At 64.3% G+C, this 26,050-nt stretch carries 25 protein-coding genes; 15 read left to right on the plus strand and 10 right to left on the minus strand.

Annotated elements, in window-relative coordinates; all coding sequences use genetic code 11:
• Positions 1–250 precede the first annotated feature (250 nt).
• Positions 251–964, minus strand: a complete 714-nt coding sequence (locus FXB41_RS34440) for a DUF599 domain-containing protein (RefSeq protein ID WP_219684903.1) — start codon at positions 962–964, stop codon at positions 251–253.
• A 124-nt stretch (positions 965–1,088) separates the two neighbouring features.
• Here FXB41_RS34440 and FXB41_RS34445 point away from each other — a divergent pair, with 124 nt between their 5' ends.
• The 5 genes from FXB41_RS34445 (at position 1,089) to FXB41_RS34465 (ending at position 4,196) form a co-directional block, all read left to right on the plus strand.
• Positions 1,089–1,751 (plus strand): glutathione S-transferase family protein, encoded by a 663-nt coding sequence (locus FXB41_RS34445; RefSeq protein ID WP_219684904.1) that lies wholly within the window; start codon positions 1,089–1,091, stop codon positions 1,749–1,751.
• An 86-nt stretch (positions 1,752–1,837) separates the two neighbouring features.
• A complete protein-coding gene (locus FXB41_RS34450) occupies positions 1,838–2,206 on the plus strand; it encodes a YidB family protein (protein WP_219684905.1) in 369 nt (122 codons plus the stop codon).
• A gap of 178 nt (positions 2,207–2,384) precedes the next feature.
• On the plus strand, positions 2,385–2,588 hold the full coding sequence (locus tag FXB41_RS34455; RefSeq protein ID WP_007603227.1) for a hypothetical protein: 204 nt from the start codon (positions 2,385–2,387) through the stop codon (positions 2,586–2,588).
• A gap of 159 nt (positions 2,589–2,747) precedes the next feature.
• A complete protein-coding gene (locus FXB41_RS34460; RefSeq protein ID WP_007603228.1) occupies positions 2,748–3,713 on the plus strand; it encodes a hypothetical protein in 966 nt (321 codons plus the stop codon).
• Between the two features lie 42 nt (positions 3,714–3,755).
• Complete coding sequence (locus FXB41_RS34465; RefSeq protein WP_085395609.1) at positions 3,756–4,196, plus strand: DUF1489 family protein; 441 nt, start codon at positions 3,756–3,758, stop codon at positions 4,194–4,196.
• On the opposite strand, the gene panC is transcribed toward FXB41_RS34465, so the two are convergent.
• On the minus strand, positions 4,193–5,044 hold the full coding sequence (gene panC / locus FXB41_RS34470; RefSeq protein ID WP_219684906.1) for a pantoate--beta-alanine ligase: 852 nt from the start codon (positions 5,042–5,044) through the stop codon (positions 4,193–4,195). The two genes, FXB41_RS34465 and panC, sit on opposite strands and share 4 nt — an antisense overlap.
• 281 nt (positions 5,045–5,325) lie before the next feature.
• On the opposite strand from panC, the gene FXB41_RS34475 reads away from it, so the two are divergent.
• The 4 genes from FXB41_RS34475 (at position 5,326) to FXB41_RS34490 (ending at position 9,119) form a co-directional block, all read left to right on the plus strand.
• Positions 5,326–6,249 (plus strand): division plane positioning ATPase MipZ, encoded by a 924-nt coding sequence (locus FXB41_RS34475; RefSeq protein WP_007603231.1) that lies wholly within the window; start codon positions 5,326–5,328, stop codon positions 6,247–6,249.
• Between the two features lie 342 nt (positions 6,250–6,591).
• Positions 6,592–7,452, plus strand: coding sequence for an alpha/beta fold hydrolase (locus FXB41_RS34480; RefSeq protein WP_007603233.1), 861 nt, complete (start codon positions 6,592–6,594; stop codon positions 7,450–7,452).
• A 121-nt stretch (positions 7,453–7,573) separates the two neighbouring features.
• Entirely contained in the window at positions 7,574–8,323 is a 750-nt protein-coding gene (locus FXB41_RS34485) for a vWA domain-containing protein (RefSeq protein ID WP_219684907.1), read from the plus strand.
• A 70-nt stretch (positions 8,324–8,393) separates the two neighbouring features.
• Positions 8,394–9,119, plus strand: coding sequence for a DnaJ domain-containing protein (locus FXB41_RS34490; protein WP_219684908.1), 726 nt, complete (start codon positions 8,394–8,396; stop codon positions 9,117–9,119).
• A 223-nt stretch (positions 9,120–9,342) separates the two neighbouring features.
• On the opposite strand, the gene FXB41_RS34495 is transcribed toward FXB41_RS34490, so the two are convergent.
• A complete protein-coding gene (locus tag FXB41_RS34495; RefSeq protein ID WP_219684909.1) occupies positions 9,343–11,190 on the minus strand; it encodes a D-alanyl-D-alanine carboxypeptidase in 1,848 nt (615 codons plus the stop codon).
• 386 nt (positions 11,191–11,576) lie between these two features.
• On the opposite strand from FXB41_RS34495, the gene FXB41_RS34500 reads away from it, so the two are divergent.
• Positions 11,577–11,915 (plus strand): phasin family protein, encoded by a 339-nt coding sequence (locus FXB41_RS34500; protein ID WP_219684910.1) that lies wholly within the window; start codon positions 11,577–11,579, stop codon positions 11,913–11,915.
• A 75-nt stretch (positions 11,916–11,990) separates the two neighbouring features.
• On the opposite strand, the gene FXB41_RS34505 is transcribed toward FXB41_RS34500, so the two are convergent.
• The gene (locus FXB41_RS34505; RefSeq protein WP_219684911.1) at positions 11,991–13,292 is read right to left on the minus strand and encodes a vWA domain-containing protein; all 1,302 of its coding nucleotides are present in this window, start codon (positions 13,290–13,292) and stop codon (positions 11,991–11,993) included.
• A 487-nt stretch (positions 13,293–13,779) separates the two neighbouring features.
• Between FXB41_RS34505 and clpS the strand changes: the two genes are divergently transcribed.
• Entirely contained in the window at positions 13,780–14,112 is a 333-nt protein-coding gene (gene clpS, locus FXB41_RS34510; protein WP_018455182.1) for an ATP-dependent Clp protease adapter ClpS, read from the plus strand.
• A 284-nt stretch (positions 14,113–14,396) separates the two neighbouring features.
• Complete coding sequence (gene clpA, locus FXB41_RS34515) at positions 14,397–16,802, plus strand: ATP-dependent Clp protease ATP-binding subunit ClpA (RefSeq protein WP_007603241.1); 2,406 nt, start codon at positions 14,397–14,399, stop codon at positions 16,800–16,802.
• A gap of 123 nt (positions 16,803–16,925) precedes the next feature.
• On the opposite strand, the gene FXB41_RS34520 is transcribed toward clpA, so the two are convergent.
• The 5 genes from FXB41_RS34520 to FXB41_RS34540 form a co-directional block, all read right to left on the minus strand.
• Positions 16,926–17,375, minus strand: a complete 450-nt coding sequence (locus tag FXB41_RS34520; protein WP_219684912.1) for a PEGA domain-containing protein — start codon at positions 17,373–17,375, stop codon at positions 16,926–16,928.
• A gap of 129 nt (positions 17,376–17,504) precedes the next feature.
• Positions 17,505–18,926, minus strand: coding sequence for an MFS transporter (locus tag FXB41_RS34525; RefSeq protein ID WP_051058504.1), 1,422 nt, complete (start codon positions 18,924–18,926; stop codon positions 17,505–17,507).
• Positions 18,927–19,074: 148 nt separating this feature from the next.
• Entirely contained in the window at positions 19,075–19,236 is a 162-nt protein-coding gene (locus FXB41_RS34530) for a hypothetical protein (protein WP_219684913.1), read from the minus strand.
• A gap of 86 nt (positions 19,237–19,322) precedes the next feature.
• Entirely contained in the window at positions 19,323–20,348 is a 1,026-nt protein-coding gene (locus FXB41_RS34535) for an aldo/keto reductase (RefSeq protein WP_219684914.1), read from the minus strand.
• A gap of 117 nt (positions 20,349–20,465) precedes the next feature.
• On the minus strand, positions 20,466–21,371 hold the full coding sequence (locus FXB41_RS34540; RefSeq protein ID WP_219684915.1) for a LysR substrate-binding domain-containing protein: 906 nt from the start codon (positions 21,369–21,371) through the stop codon (positions 20,466–20,468).
• 220 nt (positions 21,372–21,591) lie between these two features.
• On the opposite strand from FXB41_RS34540, the gene FXB41_RS34545 reads away from it, so the two are divergent.
• Complete coding sequence (locus FXB41_RS34545) at positions 21,592–22,914, plus strand: aspartate aminotransferase family protein (RefSeq protein WP_219684916.1); 1,323 nt, start codon at positions 21,592–21,594, stop codon at positions 22,912–22,914.
• 19 nt (positions 22,915–22,933) lie between these two features.
• Positions 22,934–23,836 carry an amino acid ABC transporter substrate-binding protein gene (locus FXB41_RS34550; protein WP_219684917.1) on the plus strand — a complete coding sequence of 301 codons (903 nt, stop codon included), beginning with the start codon at positions 22,934–22,936 and terminating at the stop codon, positions 23,834–23,836.
• Positions 23,837–23,860: 24 nt separating this feature from the next.
• Here the strand turns inward: FXB41_RS34550 and FXB41_RS34555 are convergent, their stop codons facing one another.
• On the minus strand, positions 23,861–24,817 hold the full coding sequence (locus FXB41_RS34555) for an AraC-like ligand-binding domain-containing protein (protein WP_219684918.1): 957 nt from the start codon (positions 24,815–24,817) through the stop codon (positions 23,861–23,863).
• Positions 24,818–25,013: 196 nt separating this feature from the next.
• Between FXB41_RS34555 and FXB41_RS34560 the strand changes: the two genes are divergently transcribed.
• Entirely contained in the window at positions 25,014–26,030 is a 1,017-nt protein-coding gene (locus tag FXB41_RS34560) for a carbon-nitrogen hydrolase family protein (protein WP_219684919.1), read from the plus strand.
• The last annotated feature ends 20 nt before the right edge of the window (positions 26,031–26,050 follow it).

The raw sequence follows: 26,050 nt of genomic DNA on the forward strand, positions 1-26,050 counted from the left end.
GCGCAGCGGACCGCGGGTGCGAGGTCAGCACCCGGCCTTCCCTGCGCCCTCTTGGCTTTGAGGGTGGAGCGACCAAGCAAAGCTCGGGCGAAACGCGCCGCGAGGATGCAAAGCTGTGTCTGGAAAGCGTAGGATGGGTAGAGCACTTGCGGAACCCATCATGCTTCCGCGAAGAAGAAGCGTGATGGGTTTCGCTTCGCTCTACCCATCCTACGAATGCGCATTCCGTCGCGTGCGGGACACGCGCGAGTCAACGACCGCGCTTCATCTCATCACCATCCACCAACTCCGGCGCCATCGCCTCCCACGCGCTCGAGGCGAATTGCCGCCGCCAGGTCACGATCACCACGGCTGCCGTGGTGACGAACAACACCCAGGGGCTGACGAACCAGCCGAGATAGCCGAGTGCGAAGAAGAAGGCGCGCTGGCCGCGGTTGAAATGGCGGCCGGCGGATTCGAACAGGCGCGAGGTACGGATCACATGAGCTTCGGCCTCCGGCGTGTCACGCTGCGAGGCCGCCGGCATGCCGCCGAACAGGATCGCGACATAGTTGAACAGGCGGTACGACCAGGCGAATTTGAAGAAGGCATAGACGCAGATCAGGACAAGGCCGACGCATTTCAGCTCCCACATGGCGGGCGAGGTGCTGAGATCGATCGGCAGCTTGCTCAAGATCGTGATCGCGTCGTTGGTCGCGTGCAGCAGCGCCAGCGCGCCGCCGAGCGCGATGAGGCTAGTGGAGGCGAAGAAGGCGGTGCCGTTCTGCAGCGAGGCCATGATCTGCATGTCGACCATGCGCGCGTCGCGGTCGAGCAGCCGGCGCACCCACACCTCGCGGTAGCGGTTCATGCGCGCCGACAGGCTGTCGCGGCCATAGGCCGAATGCTCCAGCGTCAGCGCGTAGACCAGCCATTCGATGATGAAGAAGCCGACGGCTGTGATGTCGACCCAATGCCTGCTCATGTCAGTCTCCTGGAGAGGATCGCAACGCTTGCCACGCATGGCGAGGTGCAGCAACGATTGATTGGCGGCAGGCGATGGCGTTAAAAGTGGCTCGCTTCAAGGCGTATCGGGAAGGACTGATGACATGGCTGCGCTGAAACTCGCAATCGGCAACAAGAATTACTCGTCATGGTCGATGCGGCCCTGGCTCGCGCTTCGCGCCAACGACATCCCGTTCGTGGAGACCCTCCTCCCGCTCTACACCGACAATCCCGCGGACAAGGAGCAGATCATCTCGTTCAGCCGCGCCGGCAAGGTGCCGGTGCTGGTCGACGGCGACATCACGGTGTGGGATTCGCTCAGCATCATCGAATACATCGCCGAGCGCTACCCGGAAGTGAAGCTGTGGCCGGACGACGCCGCCGCCCGCGCCCATGCTCGTTCGGTGTGCGCCGAGATGCATTCCGGCTTCATGGCCCTTCGCAACGAATGCGGCATGAACCTGCACCGCCCGGTGCGCCCCGTGACGCTGTCGGCGGACGCCGAAGCCAATATCGTGCGCGTGCAGGAGATCTGGCGGGAGTGCCGGACCCGGTATGGCGCCAACGGAGCGTTCCTGTTCGGGCGCTTCGGCGCGGCGGATGCGATGTATGCCCCGGTCGTGCACCGCTTCCGCACCTACGCGATCGAGGTCACGCCGGAGACCAAGGCCTACATGGACACAATGCTGGCGCTGCCGGCGTTGCAGGAATGGACCCGGGACGGGCTCGCCGAAACGCTTGTCATCGAAAAGTTCGAGAACGTGTAGTCGCGAATGTGATTGAGCGCGGCTTGACGGCACGGCGCGTGACGGCGCTCAATCGCGGGGAGCTGCGGGCAAGGAGAGGGGTTATCATGGGAATCCTGGACTCGTTGGAGAACAACCCGGCGCTGCGGAGCGCGCTCGGCCAGCTCGGGGCAGCCGTGTTGCCGACTGTGCTGAGCGAGGTGCTCGGCAGCAACAATCAGGGCGGCCTCGGCGCGATCGTCGCAAAGCTCCAGCAGGCCGGGTTCGGTGACCAGGTCAAATCCTGGCTCGGCAACGGCCAGAACCTGCCGATCTCGGCCGACCAGCTCCGCACCGTGCTCGGCAGCGACACCGTCCGCCAATTGGCTGCGCGCTACAACATCCCGGTCGACCAGCTGGGCCAGATTCTGGCCCAGGAACTGCCCAAAGCCGTGGATCACGCAAGCCCCGACGGCCATTTGCCCCATAGCGCCTGAGGAACGGGTTCCAGCGGTATCACCGGCTGGCGGCATCACTCTGAAATAACTGCAAAATTTGCACGTTTGCCATGTCGCATACTGCTGGCCAAAAAAGCCCGCCGCATGCTATACAGCGGCCGGGTTTCCGGCCGGCCGACGCAGTGGGACCACGGGCGTGGCAGGCGTTGTTTGAGTGATGGAGAGGGTGTTGAAGCACAAATTCCCTATTGGATCGCGCGTGTTGTTCACGGCCAGCAATGTCGCACGCCCTGCTGCCAGCGGCTCGTATGAGATCATCCGCTTGCTGCCGACGGATGGTGACGACTGCCAGTACCGGATCAAGAGCTCGACCGAGGCTTTTGAACGCGTCGCCAAGGAAAGCCAGCTCGCGCTGTCCTGAAGACCGACGCTACCCGCGCATTGGCGCGTCCCCGGGAATTTGTATTCTGCCGCCGTCAAAAGGCCCGCTTCACCTTCAAAAGGTGGGCCGGGGGCAGCTGCCGACTCTCGGTGCTCGCTTTGACCATTCGCTCTCTGCTCGCGTGAGGGGACGTCGCGCATGAACTGGGCATGGGCCTCGTCGCTCGACCAAATCTGGCGCTCGCCGGCCTTTCCAATGTGGATGATGCTGGCGGCTGCCGGCTTCTTCGGACTGATCCTCCTGGTCACGCTGCAGCGCGCCGAGCGGTCGGTCGCCAACGGCGCGCTGACCGTTGTTACGCTGCTCGCCATCACCATCGCGATGGCTGCTGTTGTGCGCGTCGATGGACCGGCAGGGCAGACCACCCCGACCGAGGCGCGCGCGCAGGCCGCGATGACCGCGAGCCTGCCGGCGTTGTCCTGTCTCGACGATCTCGCCGGCGATGCCGTGGCCATCGGCTGCGAGAAGGCGCTGTTCGGCGCGCCGGACGTGGCCGCTGCGGCCGTCTCCACGACCGCGGCCAGGATCGACCGGCTGATGGCGCTCGGCGATGCCGCGACCGCCGAGAAGAGCCTGACGCCCGACATCAAGGTGCTGCGCAAATCGCTGGAACGTGATCGCTATGGCTTGGTCGCGCAGGTGCTGGTCGTACGCGACGGCTGCACGCAGTTCGACTGCGCGGCCTTCCGCTCGCTGACCGACCAGCAGCAGGTCGCCGCCAACATGGATTCCCATCTCTACGACACGCTGGTCGCGCGCTACGCCCCGACCTGGAATGCGCCTGCAGCAGCGCAATCGTTGCCCGCCACTGCCGCCCTTGCCGGACTGCCGCCGTCGATGCCGACGGGCAAGCCGACCAGTGCGGAGTTCCCGAGTGCCTCGTCGACGCCGCCGGTCAGCATCATGAATCCGGAGCCGCCGACGCGTCAGGCGGCGCCCACCGCGAACGCGGCGGCTCCGCGCCCCCCGGCAGCGGCCTCGGCACAGGCCGCAGCTCCCGCCGCGAAGAAGCCGCCTGCGCCGAAGGCTGCGCGGGCACCAGCGGCAGCACCGGTTCCGCTCACGCCGCCGGCCGCGGCTCCCCCGGCTGCGGATAACGAGTAGATCGGCATTCCAAATGCGGGGCTGCCCGGCTAATGCTGGGGCATGCCACTACATCTGATCAAGCTCGCCGTCGGCTGCGAATCCGTCAAGGAATTGAAGGAGTGGACGGCCGAACGGATACAGACCGCCAAGAAGAAGGGTCTGCCGCAACATCACATCCACATCACCCGCATGGTGCCCAAGCGCGACGCCGAGATCTTGTCGGGGGGCTCGCTCTATTGGGTGATCAAGGGCGAGGTCGCCGCACGCGAAAAGATCATCGGCATCGAGCCGTTCCGCGACAAGGACGGCATCGGCCGCTGCCGGATCGTGATGCAGCCGAAGGTGATTCCGGTGTCGCCGCGGCCGATGCGCCCGTTCCAGGGCTGGCGCTACCTTGCCGACGATTCCGTGCCGCCCGATCTCGGCAAGTCCGCCGCCGGCTCGATCGCGGCGATGCCGGAGCCGATGCGGCGCGAGCTGCGCGATCTCGGGCTGCTCTAAACCGCGATATTGTCGATCAGCCGGGTCGTGCCGAGCTTGGCCGCGACCAGGATGCGCAACGGCCCGTCCTTGCGCGAGGCGACAGGCGCCAAAGTCGCTGCATGGCGGACCTCGAAATAGTCGAGCTCAAAGCCGGCCGCGGTGATCATCGCGGCTCCGCGCGCCATTGCGGCTGCGACCGCTTCGCCGGCGCGGATGCGCCCGGCGCTCTCCTTCATGGCGCGGTACAGCGTCGTTGCGGTCTGCCGCTCCCGTGGCGACAAATAGACGTTGCGCGAGGACATCGCGAGCCCGTCGCGCTCGCGCACGGTGCGGGAACCGATCACTTTGACGCCGAGGTCGAGGTCGCGGGCCATCTGCGCCACCACCCGCAACTGCTGAAAATCCTTCTCGCCGAAGATCGCGACATCCGGCCGGCACTGCGTGAACAACTTGCCGACGACGGTGGCGACGCCGCCGAAGAAATGCGGGCGGAAGCGGTCCTCGAGGCCGGCCAGCGCCGGTCCCTCCGGTACGATGCGGGTGGCAAAGCCCTGCGGATACATGGCCTCGGCGCCGGGGTGCCAGACGATGTCGACGTCCTCGGCGGCGAGCTTGGCGATGTCGGATTTCCAGGTGCGCGGGTAGGCGCCAAAGTCCTCGGTCGGGGCGAACTGGGTCGGATTGACGAAGATCGACACCACGACGCGGCTCGCGCGCCGCTTGGCCAGGCGCACCAGCGACACATGACCGTCATGGAGCGCTCCCATGGTCGGGACCAGCGCGATCGTGGCCTTTCGCTTGCGAAGATTGTCGACGGCGCGTCGCAAGGTGGGGACCGTGCGGGCGATCAAGGGGCTGCGTGACATCAGAACTCGACGGGGTTGGGAATCGGCGAGCGCGTCCCGGCGCCCGGCAGGCTAACCTTAACAAGCGGCGACCATGGACGCCACGCATCCGGATGCGGCACAGCATCCCGCGCAAAGCTGCGCAAGCGTCGCGACATTGTGGGCTGGATCACAGACGCGAAGCGGCGCGACGATTCATGACGAAGGACGGCGCGCCGCGATTTGTATTGCCTGTCACGCATTTCACTTGACCGCAGACGCGGCCAACTCGAAGATATTCGTTAGGGGTGTTGAGGATCGCGATGCTTGTGCAAGCTAGCCAAGGCCAGTCCGGCTCGGCGCATGTGGTCGTGCTCGGCAACGAGAAGGGCGGCTCCGGCAAGTCGACCACCGCCCTGCACATCGCGGTCGCGCTTCTAAAAGCCGGCCAGCGCGTCGCCACCATCGACCTCGACTGCCGTCAGCAGAGCTTTACTCACTACATCAACAACCGTTCCGCCTGGGCGCGCCGCACCAAGCTCGACCTCGAACTGCCGCTGCATCGCTGCATCAAGCTCGGCGAGACCATGCAGGTCGCCGAGAATGAGAATTCGGAGTTCCTTCAGTTCATGGAGGCGGTCTCGGCGGTCGAGAGCAGTTTCGACTTCATCGTCATCGATACGCCCGGCACCGACAGCTATTTGATGCGACTTGCGCACTCGATGGCCGACACGCTGGTGACCCCGATCAACGACAGCTTCCTCGATTTCGATGTGCTCGGCACCGTCGATCCCGCCAATTACGCGGTGACAGGCGAAAGCCACTATGCCGAGATGGTGCGGGATGTCAGGCGCAAGCGCCGCCAGCTCGACGGCGCGACCACCGACTGGATCGTGGTGCGCAACCGGCTGTCGATGCTCGGCTCCCGCAACAAGCAGCTCGTTGCCGAGGGGTTGAAGGATTTGTCGCTACGGCTCGGCTTCCGCTACGTCGACGGCTTCGCCGAACGCGTCGTCTATCGCGAGTTCTTCCCGCGCGGCCTGACCGCGCTGGACGAGATCGACGAGGCCACCCTCGGCATGCGGCCCAATCTCGGCCATCTCACCGCACGGGAGGAGGTGACGAGCCTGCTCCGCCAGCTCAAGCTTCCGCTCGACGAGCGCGGACGCCGCCGCGCGGCCAACCGCGCTGAGTGGTTCAATCAGGTCGACAAGCCGCTCGAGGTCCACGACATCCTCGGCGCCTAGGCGTCGGTATATAGCTACTTCCAGTCGATCAAGCGGCCGGTTCCCACGGGAACCGAGCCCGCACTCAACCGTTTTCACCCCGCGTTTACTGCAAAATTGAACCCGATCGAGACAGGTTGCGTCGGAAGGTGACGTGCACCCTGACGTAGCCGTATGAGAACCGGGTGCCCAAGAAACGTGTGCGCCGCACAATGAAAGGGCTGATGGTTCACAATATTTAGCCTTCCTGTCACGCGGCTGTGACATATATTAGGGAATAGGCGACCAGGGGCCGAAGAGCTCCGGAAGAACACGATTTTCAACAGGGATTCAGGCCGCAAGAGCCTGAGGCTGAGGACGAAAATGAAGCGTGGAATTGCCGTTCTGGTTTCGGTCAGTGCCCTCTGTGGCGTCGCCTATTTCACGGCGAGCAAGTGGGCAATCAGGCACGAGACCATCACCTTCTACGATGCCTCGCGCGACAACCGTGCGGTGCCCGTCGATATCGCGATCCGTCGTGACAAGGAAATGCAGGCCAATGCCGGCATGATCACGATGCCGGTCGCCGTGATCAACCACGGCAACACCGTCAAGAACACCGAGTACGGCTTCCTCGCCAACATTTTCGCCGCGCGCGGCTACCTCGTCGTCAGCCCGCAGCATGATTTGCCGACCGATCCTCCGATGGTGACCAAGCCCGGTGAGATCTATGTTGGCCGACTGCCGCAGATCCTGCGCGGCGTCGCCAACATCCATCTCGCCATGCAGGAGATGAAGAAGGTTCAGCCCAACGCCGACTACGAAAAGGTGACGATGGTCGGCCACTCCATGGGCGGCGACATCACGATGTATTTCGCCAAGCAGTATCCGGATGAGGTCAAGAAGGTCGTCACGCTCGACAATCTTCGCGTGCCCTTCGTCACCGCCGGCAAGTTCAAGATCCTGTCGTTCCGCTCCACCGATCCGCAGTTCAAGGCCGATGCGGGCGTGATCCCGACCGACGAGGAATGCGAGAAGGCCGGCATCCAGGTCGTGAAGACCGAATTCCAGCACAACGACATGCGCGACACCGGTCCGGACGCGGCCAAGAACTCGATCCAGGGCATGCTCGACAAGTTCCTGAGCGCGACCGACAGCGAAGTGGCGCCGGTCGACACGCAATCGTCCCCGCCCAAGATTCTCGAGCCCGGGCCGGTCGCTTTGATGGCGCCTGCCAAGAGCTGACGCCTTCCTCGTCGTCGATAGCGATTTTCAAAGCCTCCGCCGGCTGCCGCCTGCGGGAGCTTTGCACATTGACCTGGCTGCATGCGCTGACCACATTAGCCGCTCACGCAAGGGTCAAGGAATGTCCGGCGAGCCCATCAAACCGCGCGGCCGCGATGCCGTCTCGGCACAACCAGATGGCGCTGTGCCGCAGGCGGGGACCTCGACATCTGAGGACATTGCCGCCTTCGTCGCCAGCGCGCGCGCGCTGTCACCGCATGCGCCCGGTGCGAAAGGGCGGCTGATCTTCGCGCTGGATGCGACGATGAGCCGGCAGCCGACCTGGGACATGGCCTGCGCGCTTCAGGCCGACATGTTCCGTGAGACCGCCGCGCTCGGCAGTCTCGACATCCGGCTCGTCTACTATCGCGGCTTCAACGAGTGCCGCGCCACGGGATGGATCTCCGACAGCGCCAGGCTTGCGACGCTGATGGGCAAGATCGATTGCCGTGGCGGCGACACCCAGATCGGCAAGGTGCTGAGCGAGTCGCGGCGCGAGGCGGTCGCATCCGGCGTGCGCGCCGTTGTCTTCGTCGGCGACGCCATGGAGGAGAACGTCGACGAGCTCTGCGCCAAGGCAGGCGAGCTCGGCATGCTCAAGGTGCCTGTGTTCGTATTTCAGGAAGGCCATGACTCAGTGGCCGAGCAGGCCTTTCGCGAGATCGCGCGTCTGACAGGCGGTGCCTGGTGCCGGTTCGATCCGGGCGCGGCGGCGCAGTTGCGCGAGCTGTTGCGCGCAGCCGCCGCCTACGCGGCCGGCGGACGCGAGGCGCTGTTGCAATTGGCGAAGACCGCAAGTGGCGCGGCCAGGCTGATCGGCCAGATGAAGTAGCGCTGGCGCGCGGTCGGCGGGGGCGCAAGGACACGATGCTTTTTGGCGATAGGCCGACTATATTCCGGCCATGACCCTGATTGCCGGCGCTATCGCTGTTATTACCCTTTATCTGCTGCTCCAGATGTTCCGTTCGGCCAACCCAGCGGTGCTGGCACGCGCGATCAGGTTCGGTGGCGGCGTGGTCGCGCTGGCTGTCGCAGCGTTCACTGGCTTGAAGGGCGAACTGGTGGTGGCGATCCCGCTCGGGATATTCGGTGCCGGGCTCCTGGGTTGGACACCGATGGCAAACGCCGGCTTCGGCAATATCGGCGGGCTGTTCGGCGGGGGCGCGACGCGCCCGGCCGGTCAGGCCTCGCGCGTGCGCTCGCAATTCCTGGATATGCGGCTCGATCACGATTCCGGCCAGCTCGGAGGCCGGATCGTCGCCGGGCCTCACGCCGGGCGCAATCTCGATGAGTTCGATCTCGCGGCCCTGCTGGCAATGGTCCCGGCGTTCGACGCCGAGAGCGTGGCCCTACTTGAAAGCTATCTGGACCGCCGGTTTCCCGCTTGGCGTCAGAACGCGCAGGGCGACGCGGCAGGGGGGCAGCGCCGCACGGTGGCGACCGGCAAAATGACGACGGAGGAGGCCTATCAGATCCTTGGCCTGCAGCCGGGGGCGGGGCGTGACGACATCAGCCGGGCTCACAAGTCCCTGATGAAGAAACTGCATCCCGACCAGGGGGGCTCGACGTATCTCGCTGCCCGTGTAAACGAGGCCAAGGATACTCTGCTTCGCACGCATAACGGCTAACTCCGGCACCACGCTACAAACGCTCGTCCCGTGTGAGCTCTGCTTGCTCTGTTTGCCGTCGCCCGATGCCCGCCATTGTCGGCGTGGTCGATCCCTTGCGTAAAGTTTTAACCGTAAATCCTTGACGAGAGGTTGTCGTGGAACAGCCTCGTCGGCCACCGCGTCCCGAAAATGAAAATGCCCGCGCTAGGCGCGGGCATTTTCATTGGAGTGGTGCGAAAGATTAGTTGCGGACGGTCATGCAGGAGATATCGGCGCGCTTCAGGGTGCGGCAGACGGCTTCGGCCTGGTCGCGGTCGAGCCCGGCGAAGCGGGCGCGGTAGAGCTTGCGATTGTCTTTCGCGACGACCGGCTCGGTGAACGGGTCGGCCTTGCTGAGCAGGCCACGAGCCGAGCTGCGCGCCGCGTCGATGCGCTGCTGGGCTTCGTTCTCGCTCTCGAGCGCGCCGACCTGGACGATCCAGCCGCTGTGGGTGACGACCGGCTTCATGGTGGCGCTCATGATCGGCTGCAGCGCCGGGTCGGCTGACGCGAGCTTCGCAGCAGCCGGGGCAGGTGCGGCGGCGGTTGCGGCCGGTAAGACGCCGAGGACGCCGTTGCCGGTGCCGAAGCCCGCCGGCTGCCGCGGCAGCTCGGTACGGGCGATCTCGGCCCTCGGAGCTTCCGGTTGGCTGGCGACCTCAGGCTTGTTGATGAGGTCTGCCCGGGCGACGACGGCGCCGGAGGTTTCGGCGACGTCGGAACGGGACGCGATCGTGCTCGTGACCTGCGGTGCGATCTGAGCCGGGGCGGCGGAGGCGACCTTCACGGCGCCGGCCTTGACCTGGACGGTCTTGACCCTGACCGGCTTCATCGGCTCGGACGAGCCGGGGATGATCGAGAGCGGCTGGCTCGAGATCACGCCATTGGTGAGCGGCGCAGGCTCGATCCTGGATTCTGTCGGCCGAACTTCAGGCCTGTTGGCTTCAGATCTGGGCTGAGCCGGCGGCACCGCGGCAGTCGCAGCCGCAAGCGTCGAGAGGCGCGCGGCGAGACGCGACGGGGCTGCTTCGGGAGCAGGGGCAGCCGCAGCCTGGACCTGCGGAGCGGAGCGGGTCGGGGTATCCGACGCATCGGCGACTTCGGCAGCGGCATCGGAACCGTTGCGCTCGGTGACCGCGGCGACGGTGTGGGTGGTCGCGGCCTTATCGAGGTTCTCCGCGAGCAGGTTGCGCATGATGGCGTCGCGCGAGCCGCCGCTGCGGCCGCCCAGCACCACGCCGATCAGGTGGCGGTTGCCGCGGCGCATCGAGGTCACGAGATTGAAGCCGGAGGCGCGAGTATAGCCGGTCTTGATGCCGTCCACGCCCTCGACATTCCCGAGCAGATGATTGTGGTTCCGGATCGACTGTCCGCGCCAGTTGAAGGTCGAGGTCGCGAAATAGCGATAGTAGCGCGGAAAGCGCTCCTGGATGGCGCGGCCGAGCGTGGCCTGGTCGCGCGCGGTCGTGACCTGCTCGTCGTTGGGAAGGCCGTTGGCGTTGCGGTAAACCGTCCTGGACATGCCGAGCGAACGCGCCTTGCGCGTCATCATCTGGGCGAAGTCGTCCTCGTCGCCGCCAATCGCTTCCGCGATCACAACGGCTGCGTCGTTGGCGGAGCGGGTGACGAGACCCTTGATCGCGTCCTCGACGCGGATGGTCTGGCCGGCACGCAGGTTCAGCTTGGTCGGATCCTGATCGGCGGCGTGCTGTGAGACCGGCATCTCGGTGTCGAGCTTCATCTTCCCGGACTCGAGACGCTCGAACAGCAGATAGAGCGTCATGATCTTGGTCAGCGAGGCCGGATGGCGGATCCCGTCGGGGCTCGTTGCCTGAAGCACGGAGCCGGAATTGCCGTCGACGATGATCGATGCGAATTTCGGGCTGGAACTTTCGGACACATCGCGCTGCACGCGGTGTTGCGCATAGTGACGCCGGTGGCGCCGCGCCTCGGCAGCATCTGTGGTGAAGATGACCGCACTGGTAACCGCAAGAAGCCCAAAAACGCCAACCCGCGCCAAGCGCGAGGAAGACAAGTTTTTACGAAGCATGAAACCCCGTCCCCGTTTCTGACTTGATCACCGGCTCGTGAGGCGAAATTGTGCCCATGGGACCCTGGATCATTACCTGCTCAGGCTGTCCTCCGCAGGTGTTGGCCGCGGGTGACGTTGGGCCTGAGCCGCTGTTCTGGCTAAGGTGATGTTCTCCAACGGCTTTTGGCCGCTTGTGAAGTAGAACACGTCCAGGGAATCAAGGTAGGGCGCTGCGGTTTCCAAAAGCTTAAGGAACCATTGCGGGAAACCCCGGGAATCGCGGCGAATTTTGTATGTAATTTGTGCGACGCACAAAATTCTTGACTTTTTTGTGCGTTGCACTAATTGTGAGCAGAGTCAGGGAGCCGGGGCTTCCCGACGAGAGCTAGGGAAAAGGATTCCGAATGTTCAAGGTTGAAGACTTTCAAGGCTACGGGAAAGAGCACTTCGAGCAGTACGTCGCCTCTGCGACCTCGATGCAGCACGGCCTTCAGGCGATCGCCAGCGCCTACGGCGACTACACCAAGAAGTCGTTCGAAGACACCAAGTCCTTCGTCGAGAAGCTTTCCGGCGTGAAGTCGCTGGACAAGGCCGTCGAAGCGCAGACCGAATTCGCCCGTTCCGCCTACGAGTCCTTCGTCGCGGAATCGCAGAAGATCGCAGGCCTTTACGGCGACCTCGCCAAGCAGGCGTTCAAGCCGGTCGAGACCATCGTGTCGAAGTTCACTCCGGCCGCCAGCTAACGTTTCCTGACGTCCTGGAATCAAAAGCCCGGCTGAAGCAGCCGGGCTTTTTTTGTTTGTCGTGGCGTGTCGATCTCAGCGCGCCACGCGCAGCTTGGACAGCGACGTGCCGATGTCCTTGAACACCGAGACGGTCTGATCTGCCTTCGTCACCAGATAGAACTTGTCGGTGCCGCTCGCGCAATATTGCAGTACGCTGGACGTCGGATCGCTCCCGGTGTTCACTTGCACCGTATAGATCGTGATGTTCGCCGCCTTGGCGTTGTCGCACAGTTTCTTCTGCCGCGCGTCGATTTGCCAAGCGTTGCCGTACCAGCGGTTCTGCGTGTTGAGACCGTCGGAGAGCAGCACGATCGCGTCCTTGTAGGTGTAGTTGGCGTCTTTGGCCGGCGCGTTCATGGGATCGCCGGTCGACAGCGTCATCCAGCCCCAGGCGAGGCCAATGCCCTGGTTGGTGTTACCGGTGGGCTTCATGGCGTCGATCCGGCTCTTGAGTGAACTCCAGTCGTAGCTCAGCGGCATGATTGGCTGCAGATAGGATGAACTGCCGGTGTCGCAGTAGGAGTACTGTTCGGCCGGGAACTGCGTTCCCGCGTTGCCGCTCGTGGGCGTCGTGTTCTTGGTGTCGTAGTCCTGGTCGCGATCGACCACGCATCCCGTCCACCTGTTGTGGTTGGCGGACCTGGTGCCGCGGGCCGCGTCCCAATCGATGAAATCGACCCAGTACTTGTTGTAGTTGCTGGCACCCACGTTGACGTCCTTGGCAAACGGAACGATCGAGATGTAGACGTCGCCATCGGTCTTGGCGAGCGGGCTGAGCTGGTCGACGAGGCTCTTCGCGGCGGTCTGCATCGCCGCCATCTTGCCGTCGTCCGCCATCGACCCCGTGTTGTCGAGCACCAAGGCCACGCGCATGCGCACCAGACCCCAGGCGCTGGTGGAATCGGCGCCGACGTCGAGTGTCGGGAAACCTGCGACCTTCATGAAGGTGGTCGTGTAGGTGCCGGTGCCGGTGACCTGGATGGTGGAGCCCATGCTGGTGCTTGCGGTGTAAGTGGCCGCGATGCTGACCGACGGCAGGGAGCTGGTGGCGGTGAACAGGGCGTTGAAATAAGCCTGCGCCTTGGTGCTGATCTGCGAGGTCGTGATGGTGCCGGACGACAGATCCTTGGAGACCATCAGCGAGGTCGAATCGAGGGCCGCCTGCATTGCGGAACGAGCCTGGGCCGCGCGACTGTAATCGATTGCAGCTCCGACGAAGCCTAGAACCGGGAGCAGCGCGATAGCGAAAATCACGGCGATATTGCCTTGTTCGGCCGCTGCAAACCGGGAGAGGTGTCGACCAACAATACGGCTGACGAGGGGCAGGCGAGACATGACGATTCCCGGAAATCTGTGACTTTGCCCGTTTTCGCGCCACGCCATTGAAGGCAGGGTAAATGGGTCCGTAGAAAACCGGAGATAACCCGCGCGAAGCCGCCGCAGCCGCGTTACCGGCCGGGTTCCTGGTCAACATCTTCTAAACCGGCGGGGCGGAAGCTTTTGTCAAATCAGTCCGGATTGATTAACCTTGGCAAGGATCGCCCGGACCGGGAATCGGGACCGCCGGGGCCGCATCGGCCCAGCTGTCGCACGCTTGCGGCGAGCCGGGGGCAGGCCCATATTCGGTGAAGCCGATCCGGCTTGGACCGGACCGGCTGGAAGCGGCGATCCAACAAGGCGGTGCGCCTGTGCGAAGCTCCGAAGGCCGGGGCTGCGCGGCGAACCGCCATACGCTTCCGTGGGGAATTTGAACGCCTGAGCCATGCCGCAACTGTCTTCCAGACCAGATCCGTCCGCGGCCGCCGCCGCCCACGCTCCGCTGATGAGCAACGACGAGAACCGTTCGGGCGGTCCCTCCGCGCCAAACACGTCCGTCATCACCAAGGTCAAGCCGAAGACGAAGCGGCCGAACCTGTACCGTGTGCTGATCCTGAACGACGACTACACGCCGATGGAATTCGTCGTTCATGTGCTGGAGAAATTCTTCCAGAAGGACGCCGAGGCCGCAACCAAGATCATGCTGCACGTACATCATCACGGGATCGGGGAGTGTGGCGTGTTCACCTACGAGATCGCCGAGACCAAGGTGACGCAGGTGATGGATTTCGCTCGCAAGCACCAGCATCCGCTGCAATGCGTGATGGAAAAGAAGTAAGACACGGCGCGTTCGCAGCCGGTTCTTGTGCATGTCGCAGTGTGATTGCCGCGTGATGTCTGCGCGCGATGTTCGTTGCAGACGGCAAAACTACGGAATTTCGGACCGGTGCCGATCGTGCCAAACCGGAACGGGTTTTGCATCGAAAAATACCGCAGCTGTGCAGCCGCCTGAGTCGCGGAACCGGTCTTTCGCCGCGATCTTGTATAACTATATGTGACAAAGGTTGTTGTTGCCTGACCGGGCGATGGCGATCATGATGGTGGGGGCCATAGAGGACGCGAATGCCGACTTTTTCCCAAAGCCTTGAACAATCCCTGCATCGTGCACTGGCGATCGCAAACGAGCGTCATCACCAATACGCGACGCTCGAGCATCTTTTGCTCTCCCTGATCGACGACTCCGATGCAGCCGCCGTCATGCGCGCCTGTAGCGTCGACCTCGACAAGCTCCGTACGAGCCTCGTCAATTATCTTGAGACCGAATTCGAGAACCTGGTGACGGACGGCGCCGACGACGCCAAGCCGACCGCAGGTTTCCAGCGCGTGATCCAGCGCGCGGTAATCCACGTGCAGTCGTCCGGTCGCGAAGAGGTGACCGGCGCCAACGTGCTGATCGCGATCTTTGCCGAGCGCGAGAGTCATGCCGCGTATTTCCTGCAAGAGCAGGACATGACGCGCTACGACGCCGTCAACTACATCAGCCACGGCATCGCGAAGCGACCGGGCGTCTCCGAGGCACGCCCCGTGCGCGGCGTCGACGAAGAGACCGAGACCAAGGGCAGCGACGACGCCAAGAAGAAGGGCGAGGCGCTCGAGACCTATTGCGTCAACCTCAACAAGAAGGCGCGCGACGGCAAGATCGATCCGGTGATCGGACGCAATTCCGAGATCAACCGCGCGATCCAGGTGTTGTGCCGCCGGCAGAAGAACAATCCGCTGTTCGTGGGCGAGGCCGGCGTCGGCAAGACCGCGATCGCGGAGGGCCTGGCCAAGCGCATCGTCGACAGCGAAGTGCCGGAGGTGCTGGCGGCTGCGACCGTGTTCTCGCTCGACATGGGCACGCTGCTCGCCGGTACGCGCTATCGCGGCGACTTCGAGGAACGCCTGAAGCAGGTGCTGAAGGAACTCGAGGCGCATCCCAACGCCATCCTGTTCATCGATGAGATCCACACCGTGATCGGTGCGGGCGCGACGTCGGGCGGGGCGATGGATGCCTCGAACCTGCTCAAGCCCGCGCTCGCTTCCGGCACCATCCGCTGCATGGGCTCGACCACTTACAAGGAATACCGCCAGCACTTCGAGAAGGACCGCGCGCTGGTGCGGCGCTTCCAGAAGATCGACGTCAACGAGCCGACGGTCGAGGACGCGATCGCAATCCTCAAGGGACTCAAGCCGTACTTCGAAGACTACCACCGGCTGAAATACACCAATGAGGCGATCGAGGCTGCGGTGCAGCTCTCTTCACGCTACATCCACGACCGCAAGCTGCCGGACAAGGCGATCGACGTGATCGACGAATCCGGCGCGGCGCAGATGCTGGTCGCCGAGAACAAGCGCAAGAAGACCATCGGCATCAAGGAGATCGAGACCACGATCGCTTCGATGGCGCGGATCCCGCCGAAGAGCGTGTCGAAGGACGATGCCGAGGTGCTCAAGCATCTCGAGCAGACCCTGAAGCGCACCGTGTTCGGTCAGGACAAGGCGATCGAATCGCTCGCCGCTTCGATCAAGCTGGCGCGAGCCGGCCTGCGCGAGCCGGAGAAGCCGATCGGCTGCTATCTGTTCTCGGGTCCGACCGGCGTCGGCAAGACCGAGGTCGCAAAGCAACTCGCGGCGTCGCTCGGCGTCGAGCTGTTGCGCTTCGACATGTCCGAATACATGGAGCGGCACACCGTGTCGCGCCTGATCGGCGCGCCTCCCGGCTATGTCGGCTTCGATCAGGGCGGCCTGCTCACTGACGGCGTCGACCAGCATCCGCATTGCGTGGTGCTGCTCGACGAGATCGAGAAGGCGCATCCCGATCTCTATAACGTGCTGCTCCAGATCATGGATCACGGCCGGCTCACCGACCACAACGGCAAGCAGGTCAACTTCCGCAACGTGATCCTGATCATGACCACGAATGCGGGCGCGTCCGATCTCGCCAAGCAGGCGTTCGGCTTCACGCGTTCGAAGCGGGAAGGCGACGACCACGAGGCAATCAACCGGCAGTTTGCGCCGGAATTCCGCAACCGTCTCGATGCCGTCGTGTCGTTCGGCCATCTCAGCGTCGAGGTGATCGGTACGGTGGTCGAGAAGTTCGTGCTTCAGCTCGAAGCGCAACTCGGCGATCGCGACGTCACCATCGAGCTGTCCGAGCCCGCCAAGACCTGGCTGGTGAAGCATGGTTACGACGAGCAGATGGGCGCACGTCCCATGGCTCGCGTGATCCAGGAGCACATCAAGAAGCCGCTGGCCGACGAGGTGCTGTTCGGCAAGCTCAAGGGTGGCGGCCATGTCCGCGTCGTTCTGATCAAGGACGAGGCCGACGAGAGCAAGGACAAGATCGGCTTCGAGTTCGTCGAGGGTCCGGTCACGCCGAAGCAGGAGAAGCTCCCGGGTGCCCGCAAGCGCCCGCCGGGCAAGTCCAAGCCCGGTGGCCCCGGAGGCTCGAAGGGGCCGACCAAGAGCCCGCTGGTCAAGGTTTGATCTGCACGCGATGAATTGAAAGGGCCGGCTGCAGAGCCGGCCTTTTTGTTTGGCGCTGGATGTTGCCTCGTGGCGGGGCCGGGCAGGAACTAGGCTCAGGTAGCCGATCCCGTCGTGCCGACCTTACGTCCCAGCCTCCGGCGCGCGGGGCGGCCGCGGCTTTTTCGGAGCGCGCGGCGCTGCGTGCGGGACAGAGGGCTGCATGGTTACGATAACTGGATTCGGCTTGTGATCGGTTGCCGCCCCGGTCGCTGCATCGACGCCCATGCCGACGACGCCGCCGAGCAACAGATTGCCCGCAAAGCCGGCGGCTCCGCCGGTCTGTATGTCTCGGCTGAGCGGAACGACCTGCGGTTCATAGCCTTCCTTCTGGAAGGCAATCGAGATGTCGGCGCTGCGTTTGACGACCACTGAGCAGGGCGTGGTGCAGGTGGTTGGAACTTCCATTCCGCTGACAATTGCTTCCACGCCTGACGGTGTTGATGAGATGCTGATATTTTCGGTCGTGCCGCGCGTGACAGACGCGCAGCCGCCCAGCATGACGCTGAGCGCCACAATTCCAAATGATCGCATGAAGTGCCCCTTATTCCCCGACGCCATTGAAGCGCAACCACAGCGGGAGGGCAATACGTCATTGGTTCAGATAGTTAAGCTACGCACCGGTTGTGTATAGGAAGGGTGGTAGCGTGCGCGTGGGCTCGGCTAGTCACCGCGCAGGCGCTGGTCGTCCTGCACACGAACATGCTCGGCGCCGCGCGCGCCCGCGGGCGACAGCCGCAACATGCTCAGCGCCGCGCCGCAGAGCGCGAAGCCGACGCCGGTCAGCAACGCGATCCTGGTTCCCTCGATCGGATAGCGGCCGAGGAACAGCGCGACCAGCGCTGCGCCGGTGGTCTGCCCAAGCAGCCGCGCCGTCCCCAGCATGCCGCTGGCGCCGCCGGCACGCTCGCGCGGGGCGGCTGCGATCATGGTGCGGTTGTTGGGGGTCTGGAACAGGCCGAAGCCGGCGCCGGCCAGCGCCATCCGCCAGATCACATCGAGCGGCGTGGGCGCCGCCGGCAGCAAGGCGAGCGCAGCGAGGCCGCAGGCGAACAGCGTGAGGCCGATGCCGCCGAGCAGGCCTGCCGGGTAATGCTCGACCAGGCGACCGGCGAGGGGTGCTGCGAACGCGACCGCGATCGGCCACGGCGTGATCAGGAGACCCATATGCACCGCCGAATAGCCGAAGCGGCTTTGGAGGTAGAAGGGGATCGCGACGAAGGCCAGCATCTGCCCGCAGAACGAGGCGATCGAGGTTGCAATCGACAGCGCGAACACCGGGATGCGCAACAGGTCGATCGGCAGCAGCGGCGAGGCCATGTGGGTCTCGCGGTAGATCAGCAGTGCGCCGGCGACGAGCGCGATGGCGAACTGCACGAGGCAGGTGATCGCCGCTTCGCCATGACCGACGCTATCGACGGCCGCGATGCCGACGCCGAAAGTGATCGCGGACAGCCCCGCGCTCTGCCAGTCGAAGGAATGGCTCGCAGGCCTGGTGTGCGGCAGGCTGCGCAAGCCCAGCACCAGTGTCACCACGCCGAGCGGGACGTTGATGGCGAAGAGCCAGGGCCAGCTGCCGAACGCCAGGATGCCGGCCGCGAGCGTCGGGCCGACCGCAGCCGAGAAGGCGACGACGAGGGCGTTGAGCCCGATGCCGCGGCCGAGCTGGCTGCGGGGGTAGGTGAAGCGCACCAGCGCCGCGTTGACGCTCATGATGCCGGCCGCGCCGAACCCCTGCACGATGCGTGCAATCGTGAGGAGCGGCAGCGTGTGCGCCAGCGCGCAGAATGCGGAGGCAAGCGTGAACAGCACCAGCCCGACCAGATAGACGCGGCGATAGCCGACGATCTCGCCGAGCGAAGCCAGCGGCAGCAGCGAGATCGTGATCGCGAGCTGGTAGCCGTTGACGATCCAGATCGAGAACGCCGGGCTTGCATCGAGGTCGGCCGCGATCGTCGGCAGCGCGACGTTGGCGATGGCGCTGTCGACCACTGCCATGATGATGCCGAGCGCAATCGTCAGGACCGCCTGGCCACGCTGCGGCTGCGGCAGGCCGTCGGCGTGCTCCATGGGGGCTGGCGACATGATGGCGGCGGGCTTGATTCGAGCCGTGGTTCGTCTCCGGACTAGGAAATTGCGAGATGCATCGCAACCCGGCAGGATACGGGCGGTTCCTGCGCCCGGCGCGGGTCTCCCGGCACCGCGGGCATGGGTCGGAACGGCCTTCGCGGGCTCACCAGCGCGAGGTCGACTTCCCGAACACATAGAGCGCGACGAGCCCAACCGTCACGGCGGTCGAGGCGATCAGGATGATGCGGTCCCAATCGATCCCGCTCCGCTCGGCGCGGTTGAGATTGAGAGCGGTGAACAGGGCCTTCATGGCAAATCGGCGCATCGGGCGGCCTCGCGGGAGCGCACGATGCCACTGTCGGCGCGGGCCGGATTGATGCAGCTCAAGCCGGACTGCGCCGCGCGCGGTCGCTACACCGGCGGCGGGTTGCGGTCGGTGAAGGCCGTGCGCTGGTGCCAGTAAGGATAGGGCAGCGTCACCTTGCTCGCCGTATCGAGCTTGGCGATCTGGTCCTTGGTCAACGACCAGCCGACCGCGCCGAGATTTTCGCGCAGCTGCGTCTCGTTGCGCGCGCCGATAATTAGCGTCGAGACGGTCGGACGCTGTAGCAGCCAGTTCAGCGCGATCTGCGAGACGCTCTTGCCCGTTTCCTTGGCGACCTCGTCGATCGCATCGACGACGCGGTAGACGTGCTCGTCCGGCACGGGTGGGCCGAACTCGGCCGTTTTGGGCAAGCGGCTTACGTCAGGCTTTGGCTGGCCGCGGCGGATCTTTCCGGTGAGGCGTCCCCACCCGAGCGGCGACCAGACCACCGCGCCGAGGCCCTGGTCGAGGCCGAGCGGCATCAGCTCCCATTCGTAGTCGCGCCCGATCAGTGAATAATAGGTCTGGTTGGCGACGTAGCGCGGGAAGCCATGCTTGTCGGCAACGCCAAGCGATTTCATCAGGTGCCAGCCCGAAAAGTTCGACACGCCGACGTAGCGGATCTTGCCGGCGCGCACGAGCACGTCGAGCGTGCTAAGCACCTCCTCAGGAGGGGTGAAGGCGTCGAAGCCGTGAAGCTGGAACAGGTCGATGTAATCGGTGCCGAGCCGGCTCAGCGAAGCATCGATGGCTGTGAGCAGATGCTGCCGCGACGACCCGATGTCGTTGGGGCCGTCGCCGAAGCGGAACGTCGCCTTGGTCGAGACCAAAACCTTGTCGCGGCGGCCCTTGATGGCTTCGCCGAGAACGCGCTCGGATTCGCCGAGCGAATAGACGTTCGCGGTGTCGAACATCGACACGCCGGCATCGAGACAGATATCCAGAAGGCGCCGCGCTTCGGTCGCGTCAGTCGTGCCCCATGCAGCGAGGCGGCCAACGCCGCCGAAGGTACCGGTCCCAAGACTCAAGGCGGGTACCATCAGGCCCGAGCGGCCCAAGCGTCGGTATTCCATCGATTTGCTCCTCGGCTGGCCGCTGATTGATCCCCGCGGCCTGGTGCCGATGGTAGAGCAAGCACGCGCAGTGTCCTATTGCGTGCTCACATAGCGGCTCTGCTGGGGCCGCACGCGTTACGCCACGATTGTCCCCTTCAAATTCGCAGCCGTGATCTTCGCGCGCAGCCAGGCTTCGAACGCGTCGACATGGCTGCGGCCTTTGGCCTCGGAGGACCGCACCAGATAATAAGACACGGTCTCGACCTCGAATTGGGGCTGATGGAACGGCGCGACTAGGGTGCCCTTTTCCAGCTCGTCGGCGGCGAGAATCTCGCTCTCCAGGACGACGCCGAGACCTTCGACCGCGGCGTCGATGGCCATGGTGGATCGATCGAACCACAATTCGTGGCGTGCCTTGATCGTCGTGCCGACGACCTTTCGCAGATAGTCGGTCCAGGTCAGCGCGTTCGACGAATGAATCAAGGTGGCCCGGGCAAGATCGCCGGGCTCGTGAAGTCCGAGTTGCTCGATCAGAAGCGGGCTACAGAGCGGACGCAGACGCTCAGCCAGGAGCGGCTCGATCTGCCGGTCGTTGAGGACGGGCGGGCGTCCATAGGCGATGGCGAGATCGAAGCGAATGGTATCGAGCTCGCGCAAGTCGGCGATAGTTGACAGCCTGATCCCGATCTCCGGATGCTCGCCGATGAAATTCCCGATCCGCGGCTGAAGCCATTTGGCGGCAAAGCTCGGGCCGCTCGCGATGAACAGATGATTGCGCTGCGACTGCGGCGCGACCAGCCGCGTCGCGCCCATGATCATTCCAAATGCGCGCTCGATCTCGGCGGCATAGACGCGACCGGCATTGGTGAGCACCGCGCGGCCGGCGTGCCGCGAAAAAACACGAACGCCGAGGAAATCCTCCAACTTCTGGATGTGGTGGCTGATCGCGGAGGGCGTAACCCCGAGCTCCTCTGCGGCGCGGCTGAAGCTGCCGTGGCGCGAAGCGGCTTCGAATGCCGACAGCGCCTTGAGCGGCGGCATTCTCGACCGCGGTGTTGACCCCGCTTCATCGGCTGCTGAGTTTTTTGAACTGGCGCCCATCATGTCTGCCCGGTACGAATTTATCTGTTGCTCAGGCAATTCTTGTACCGCAAACGCCCTGAAGCAACAGCTTCGTGCCCCAAAAGACCGACCCGACAACGGCGAGTGCATCGCCACACCGCACGGCTGTGCGGCGTTGCCGCTTGCCCGAGGAGAACCCATGACTTCAGCGCTGAAACAGGCCGCCGACGAATTCCTCGTCCGCTATGGCGGAGACGTGTTTCCGAACCTCTTCACCTCGGCGAAGGGGACGATCGTGACCGACAGCGATGGGCGCGACTATCTCGATTTCACCTCGGGCCAGATGTGCGCCACCATCGGCCACAACCATCCAGCCATCGTCGCGGCGGTGGAGAAGGCGGGAAAGAAGGCCTTCCATCTCTTCAGCGGGATGATCCCCGAAGTGGTCGCCGAGCTCGCCCAGGTGCTGGCGAGGGATTGGCTGCCCGGCGATCTCAAACGCTCGATCTTCATCAATACCGGTTCGGAAGCAACCGAAGTCGCGCTCCGGATGGCCAAGATGTACACGGGCGGCTACGAGGTGCTCGTTCTCGGCGGCTCGTGGCACGGCATCACCGGCGGAGCGGCCTCGGTCTCGATGGCGAGCGACCGCAAGGGATATGGCGTGCCGCCGCCCGGCGTGTTCGTCATCCCGGAGCCGAACGCCTACCGGCCCTACATCTCGAAGGACAGCGATGACGAGTCTGCGCTCGCCAATCTCGAACTCGCCCTGAAAATGTTCGACATGCAGTCGAGCGGGAGGGGTGCTGCGATCATCGCGGAGCCCGTGATCAGCGCCGGCGGCGTGCTGGTGCCGCCGAAGGCGTTCATGGAGGCCCTGCGAAAGGCGGCCGATGAGCGCGGCATGCTGCTGATCTTCGACGAGGCCCAGACTGCTTTCGGGCGTATCGGAAAGAAGACCGGATCCGAATATTTCGGGGTCGTTCCGGACATCATGACTATGTCGAAGACGCTCGGCGGTGGGCTTCCGCTTGCGGCGGTGTCGACCACCGAGGCGATCGAGAGCAAGCTCCACGAGGATCACTTTACCTATTACACCAGCCACGTGTCCGATCCCTTGCTTGCCGAGGTCGGGCTCGCGGTGCTGCGCGTGATCACTGAGGAGAAACTTGTCGCACGCGCCAACGAGATGGGAGCCTACCTGCGAGGCCGGTTCGAAGGGCTCCAGCAGAAATACGAGCAGATCGGCGACATCAGAGGCATGGGCCTTCTGCTTGGCGTCGAGCTGGTCAGCGATCGCAACAGCCGACGCCCAGCCCACCAGCTTGGCGGCCTCACCACGAAGAAGTGCTTCGAGTACGGGCTGAGCATGAACATCCGCCGCCGCCCCGAGCGCGGATCGGTGTGGCGTATCGCGCCGCCGTTGACCGTCTCGACCGAGGAGATCGACCGCGCTGTTGAGATCCTTGATCGGGCTTTGAGAGAAAGTCTCGACGAGCTGTCGCGAAATCCCACTGCTTAGCAACTGGTTGGAGGCTGACATGATCCGCGTACACGCGCCGAAGCTCGCCATTGCCGCCGCATCACTGGCGCTACTCGAGATGGGGGCCGCGCAAGCGGCGAGTCAGACTTTGGAAAAGATCAGGGAGGTCGGCAAGATCAGCTTCGGCTACCGCGAGGCGTCGATTCCGTTCGCCTATCTCGGAGCAGATCAGAAACCGACCGGGCTCTCGCTCGACCTCTGTGCCGCAGTGGCCGACAAGGTCAAGGTCATGTTGCAGCGGCTTGAGCTGGAGGTCGAATACGTTCCGGTGAATGCGTCCAATCGCATCCCGCTGCTCCAGAACAGTACCATCGACGTCGAGTGCGGCAGCACGACCAATACGGCCGAACGGCAAAAGCAGGTGGCGTTCTCCGTTGCGACCTATGTGGCATCGCCGCGCTGGCTGGTGTCGGCCTCGTCGCAGCTGATGGAGCCGAAAGGACTTGACGGGCAGACGGTCGTCATCACGCAGGGCTCGCTGAATTTCGGCGTCGCCAAGAAGCTCCTCGATGACCAGAAGCTGAATGTGACGATCGTGCAGGCCAAGGACCACGCCGAGTCGCTCCTCATGCTGGGAACGGGTCGCGCCACGGCGTGGTTCGAGGACGATATCCTGGTTGCCGGTCTCGTCGCGAACGCCTCGGATCCCAGGGCTTTCCGGATGTTGGCGGCCACCTATGCGCCTTCTTACTATGGGCTAGTGACCCGCAGGGAAGATCCCGAGTTCAAGGCCGTCGTCGATGCCGCGATCAAGGAGAAGATGGCGTCCGGTGAATTCGGGAGGCTCTACGCGAAGTGGTTCGAGTCGCCGATTCCGCCGAAAGGGGAGAACCTCCAGCTTCCCATGAGCGAAGCGATGAAGGCCCGCGTCGCATCTCCCAGCGATGCGCTTGTGCCGTAGGCGACGCTCTCGGCAGACCTTGCGTCAATGCCGCGACTGGCTCTGCCGGTAGTCGCGCGGTGACATCCCGAAATGCTCGCGGAAGACGCGGCCAAAATGCGAGAGGTCGTTGAAGCCCCATGCGAAGGCGATCTCGCTGATGTGGCGGTGAGCGAGCACGGGGGAGACGAGATCGCGTCTGCATTGAGCGAGGCGCTCACCGAGGACGTAGCGCTGGAACGAGGTTTCCTCGTCGGCGAGGAGATCGTTGACATAGCGGGACGAAATGCCGAGCGCCGCTGCGGTCTCGGACAGCGAGAGGTCGGGATCGGCAAGATGAGCCCGGATATGCGCCTTCAATCGGTAGAGCAGGGCGGAGCGATGGGTCGAGGACGGCAGCGGCGTCTTGCCTAGCCGCTCGCCCAGCGCCATCGCCAGGACATCGACGGCCTGTTCCGACAGCGCGGCGGCGTGGTGCGGATCGATCTGATCCGCGCTCTGGCAAAGCCGGTAGATGAAATCGTAGGCGATCCTCTGCAGTGCCGAGTCTGGTCCGAAAGCGCTGGCGGTTAGGGTTTCGGTCGCGCTGAGCCGGCGCTGCAGCATCTCGCGCGGCACCTTGAAGATGGTCTGCGTGAAGATGCCGTCGAATTTCAGCTCGTAGGGCCGGGTGGTGTCATAGAGCGCAAACTCTCCCGGGTGCACCACGGCCTCGCGGCCGTCCTGCACCACGCCGCCGGTGCCGCGATTGCCGAGCGCGATCAGGATGAAATCCTGATCCGAGCGCGCGATGCGCGAGGGCGTGCGCAACACGTGCTGACGGTCGGAACAGACCTCGGAGCATTCCGCCTTGCCCAGTGGCGCCCGGGTGACCGAGCCGCGAAAGGCGCTGCCAAGATCGGACTTGCAGTCGAGCCCGACAAAGACGTCGCAGACAATATCCTGCCAGAGCGCAAGGCGGCGGTGGCCTGGGCTGTCGTCTGTGGTGAACTGGATCGGCATCTGCAAAGCCTCCCTTTCACATCCCGCAATATCGCGTGTCGGCGCAGGTCCCGCCTGAAAGGCAAATCCCGTACCGGGTCGGCGAATCCCGTCCGGTCGAGTTTTTGTTCCGCCGCGGTCGAGCGCCCGCCGCCCGGCTCTGGCCCAATAGACTGCATCGGACCTGGCTTCCGATCAACCGGCAAGGGAGGTGGGAATGGGCATCGAACATCCGAAATACAAGGTCGCAGTGGTGCAGGCGGCGCCTGCCTGGCTCGATCTCGACGCCTCGATCGACAAGTCGATCGCCCTGATCAGGGACGCCGCCGAGAAGGGCGCCAAGCTGATCGCCTTTCCGGAAGCCTTCATCCCCGGCTACCCCTGGCACATCTGGATGGATTCGCCGGCCTGGGCGATCGGCCGCGGCTTCGTGCAGCGCTATTTCGACAATTCGCTGTCATATGACAGTCCGCAGGCCGAGCGGCTGCGCGATGCCGTGCGCAAGGCCAAGCTCACCGCCGTGCTTGGCCTCTCCGAGCGCGACGGCGGCAGTCTTTATCTGGCGCAATGGCTGATCGGGCCCGATGGCGAGACCATCGCAAAGCGCCGCAAGCTGCGGCCGACCCATGCCGAGCGGACGGTCTATGGCGAGGGCGACGGCAGCGATCTCGCCGTGCACGCGCGGCCCGACATCGGCCGCATCGGCGCCCTGTGTTGCTGGGAGCATCTCCAGCCGCTGTCGAAATACGCGATGTATGCCCAGAACGAGCAGATCCATGTCGCGGCCTGGCCGAGCTTTTCGCTCTACGATCCGTTCGCGCCGGCGCTCGGCGCCGAGGTGAATAACGCCGCCTCGCGCGTCTATGCCGTGGAGGGCTCCTGCTTCGTGCTTGCCCCTTGCGCAACGGTCTCGCAAGCGATGATCGACGAGCTGTGTGATCGACCGGACAAGCATGCGCTGTTGCATGCCGGCGGTGGCTTCGCTGCGATCTATGGTCCCGACGGCAGCCAGATCGGCGATAAGCTCGCGCCGGACCAGGAGGGCCTCTTGATCGCCGAGATCGATCTTGGCGCCATCGGTGTCGCCAAGAACGCCGCTGATCCAGCCGGGCATTATTCGCGCCCCGACGTGACGCGGCTCCTGCTCAACAAGAAGCGCTACCAGCGCGTCGAGCAGTTTGCGCTGCCGGTCGACACCGTCGAGCCCACGGACATCGCCGCGGCGGCGAGCTGATCGCCGGAATCGAGGGAGGC

The sequence above is a fragment of the Bradyrhizobium canariense genome, assembly GCF_019402665.1.
GTDB lineage: Bacteria > Pseudomonadota > Alphaproteobacteria > Rhizobiales > Xanthobacteraceae > Bradyrhizobium > Bradyrhizobium canariense.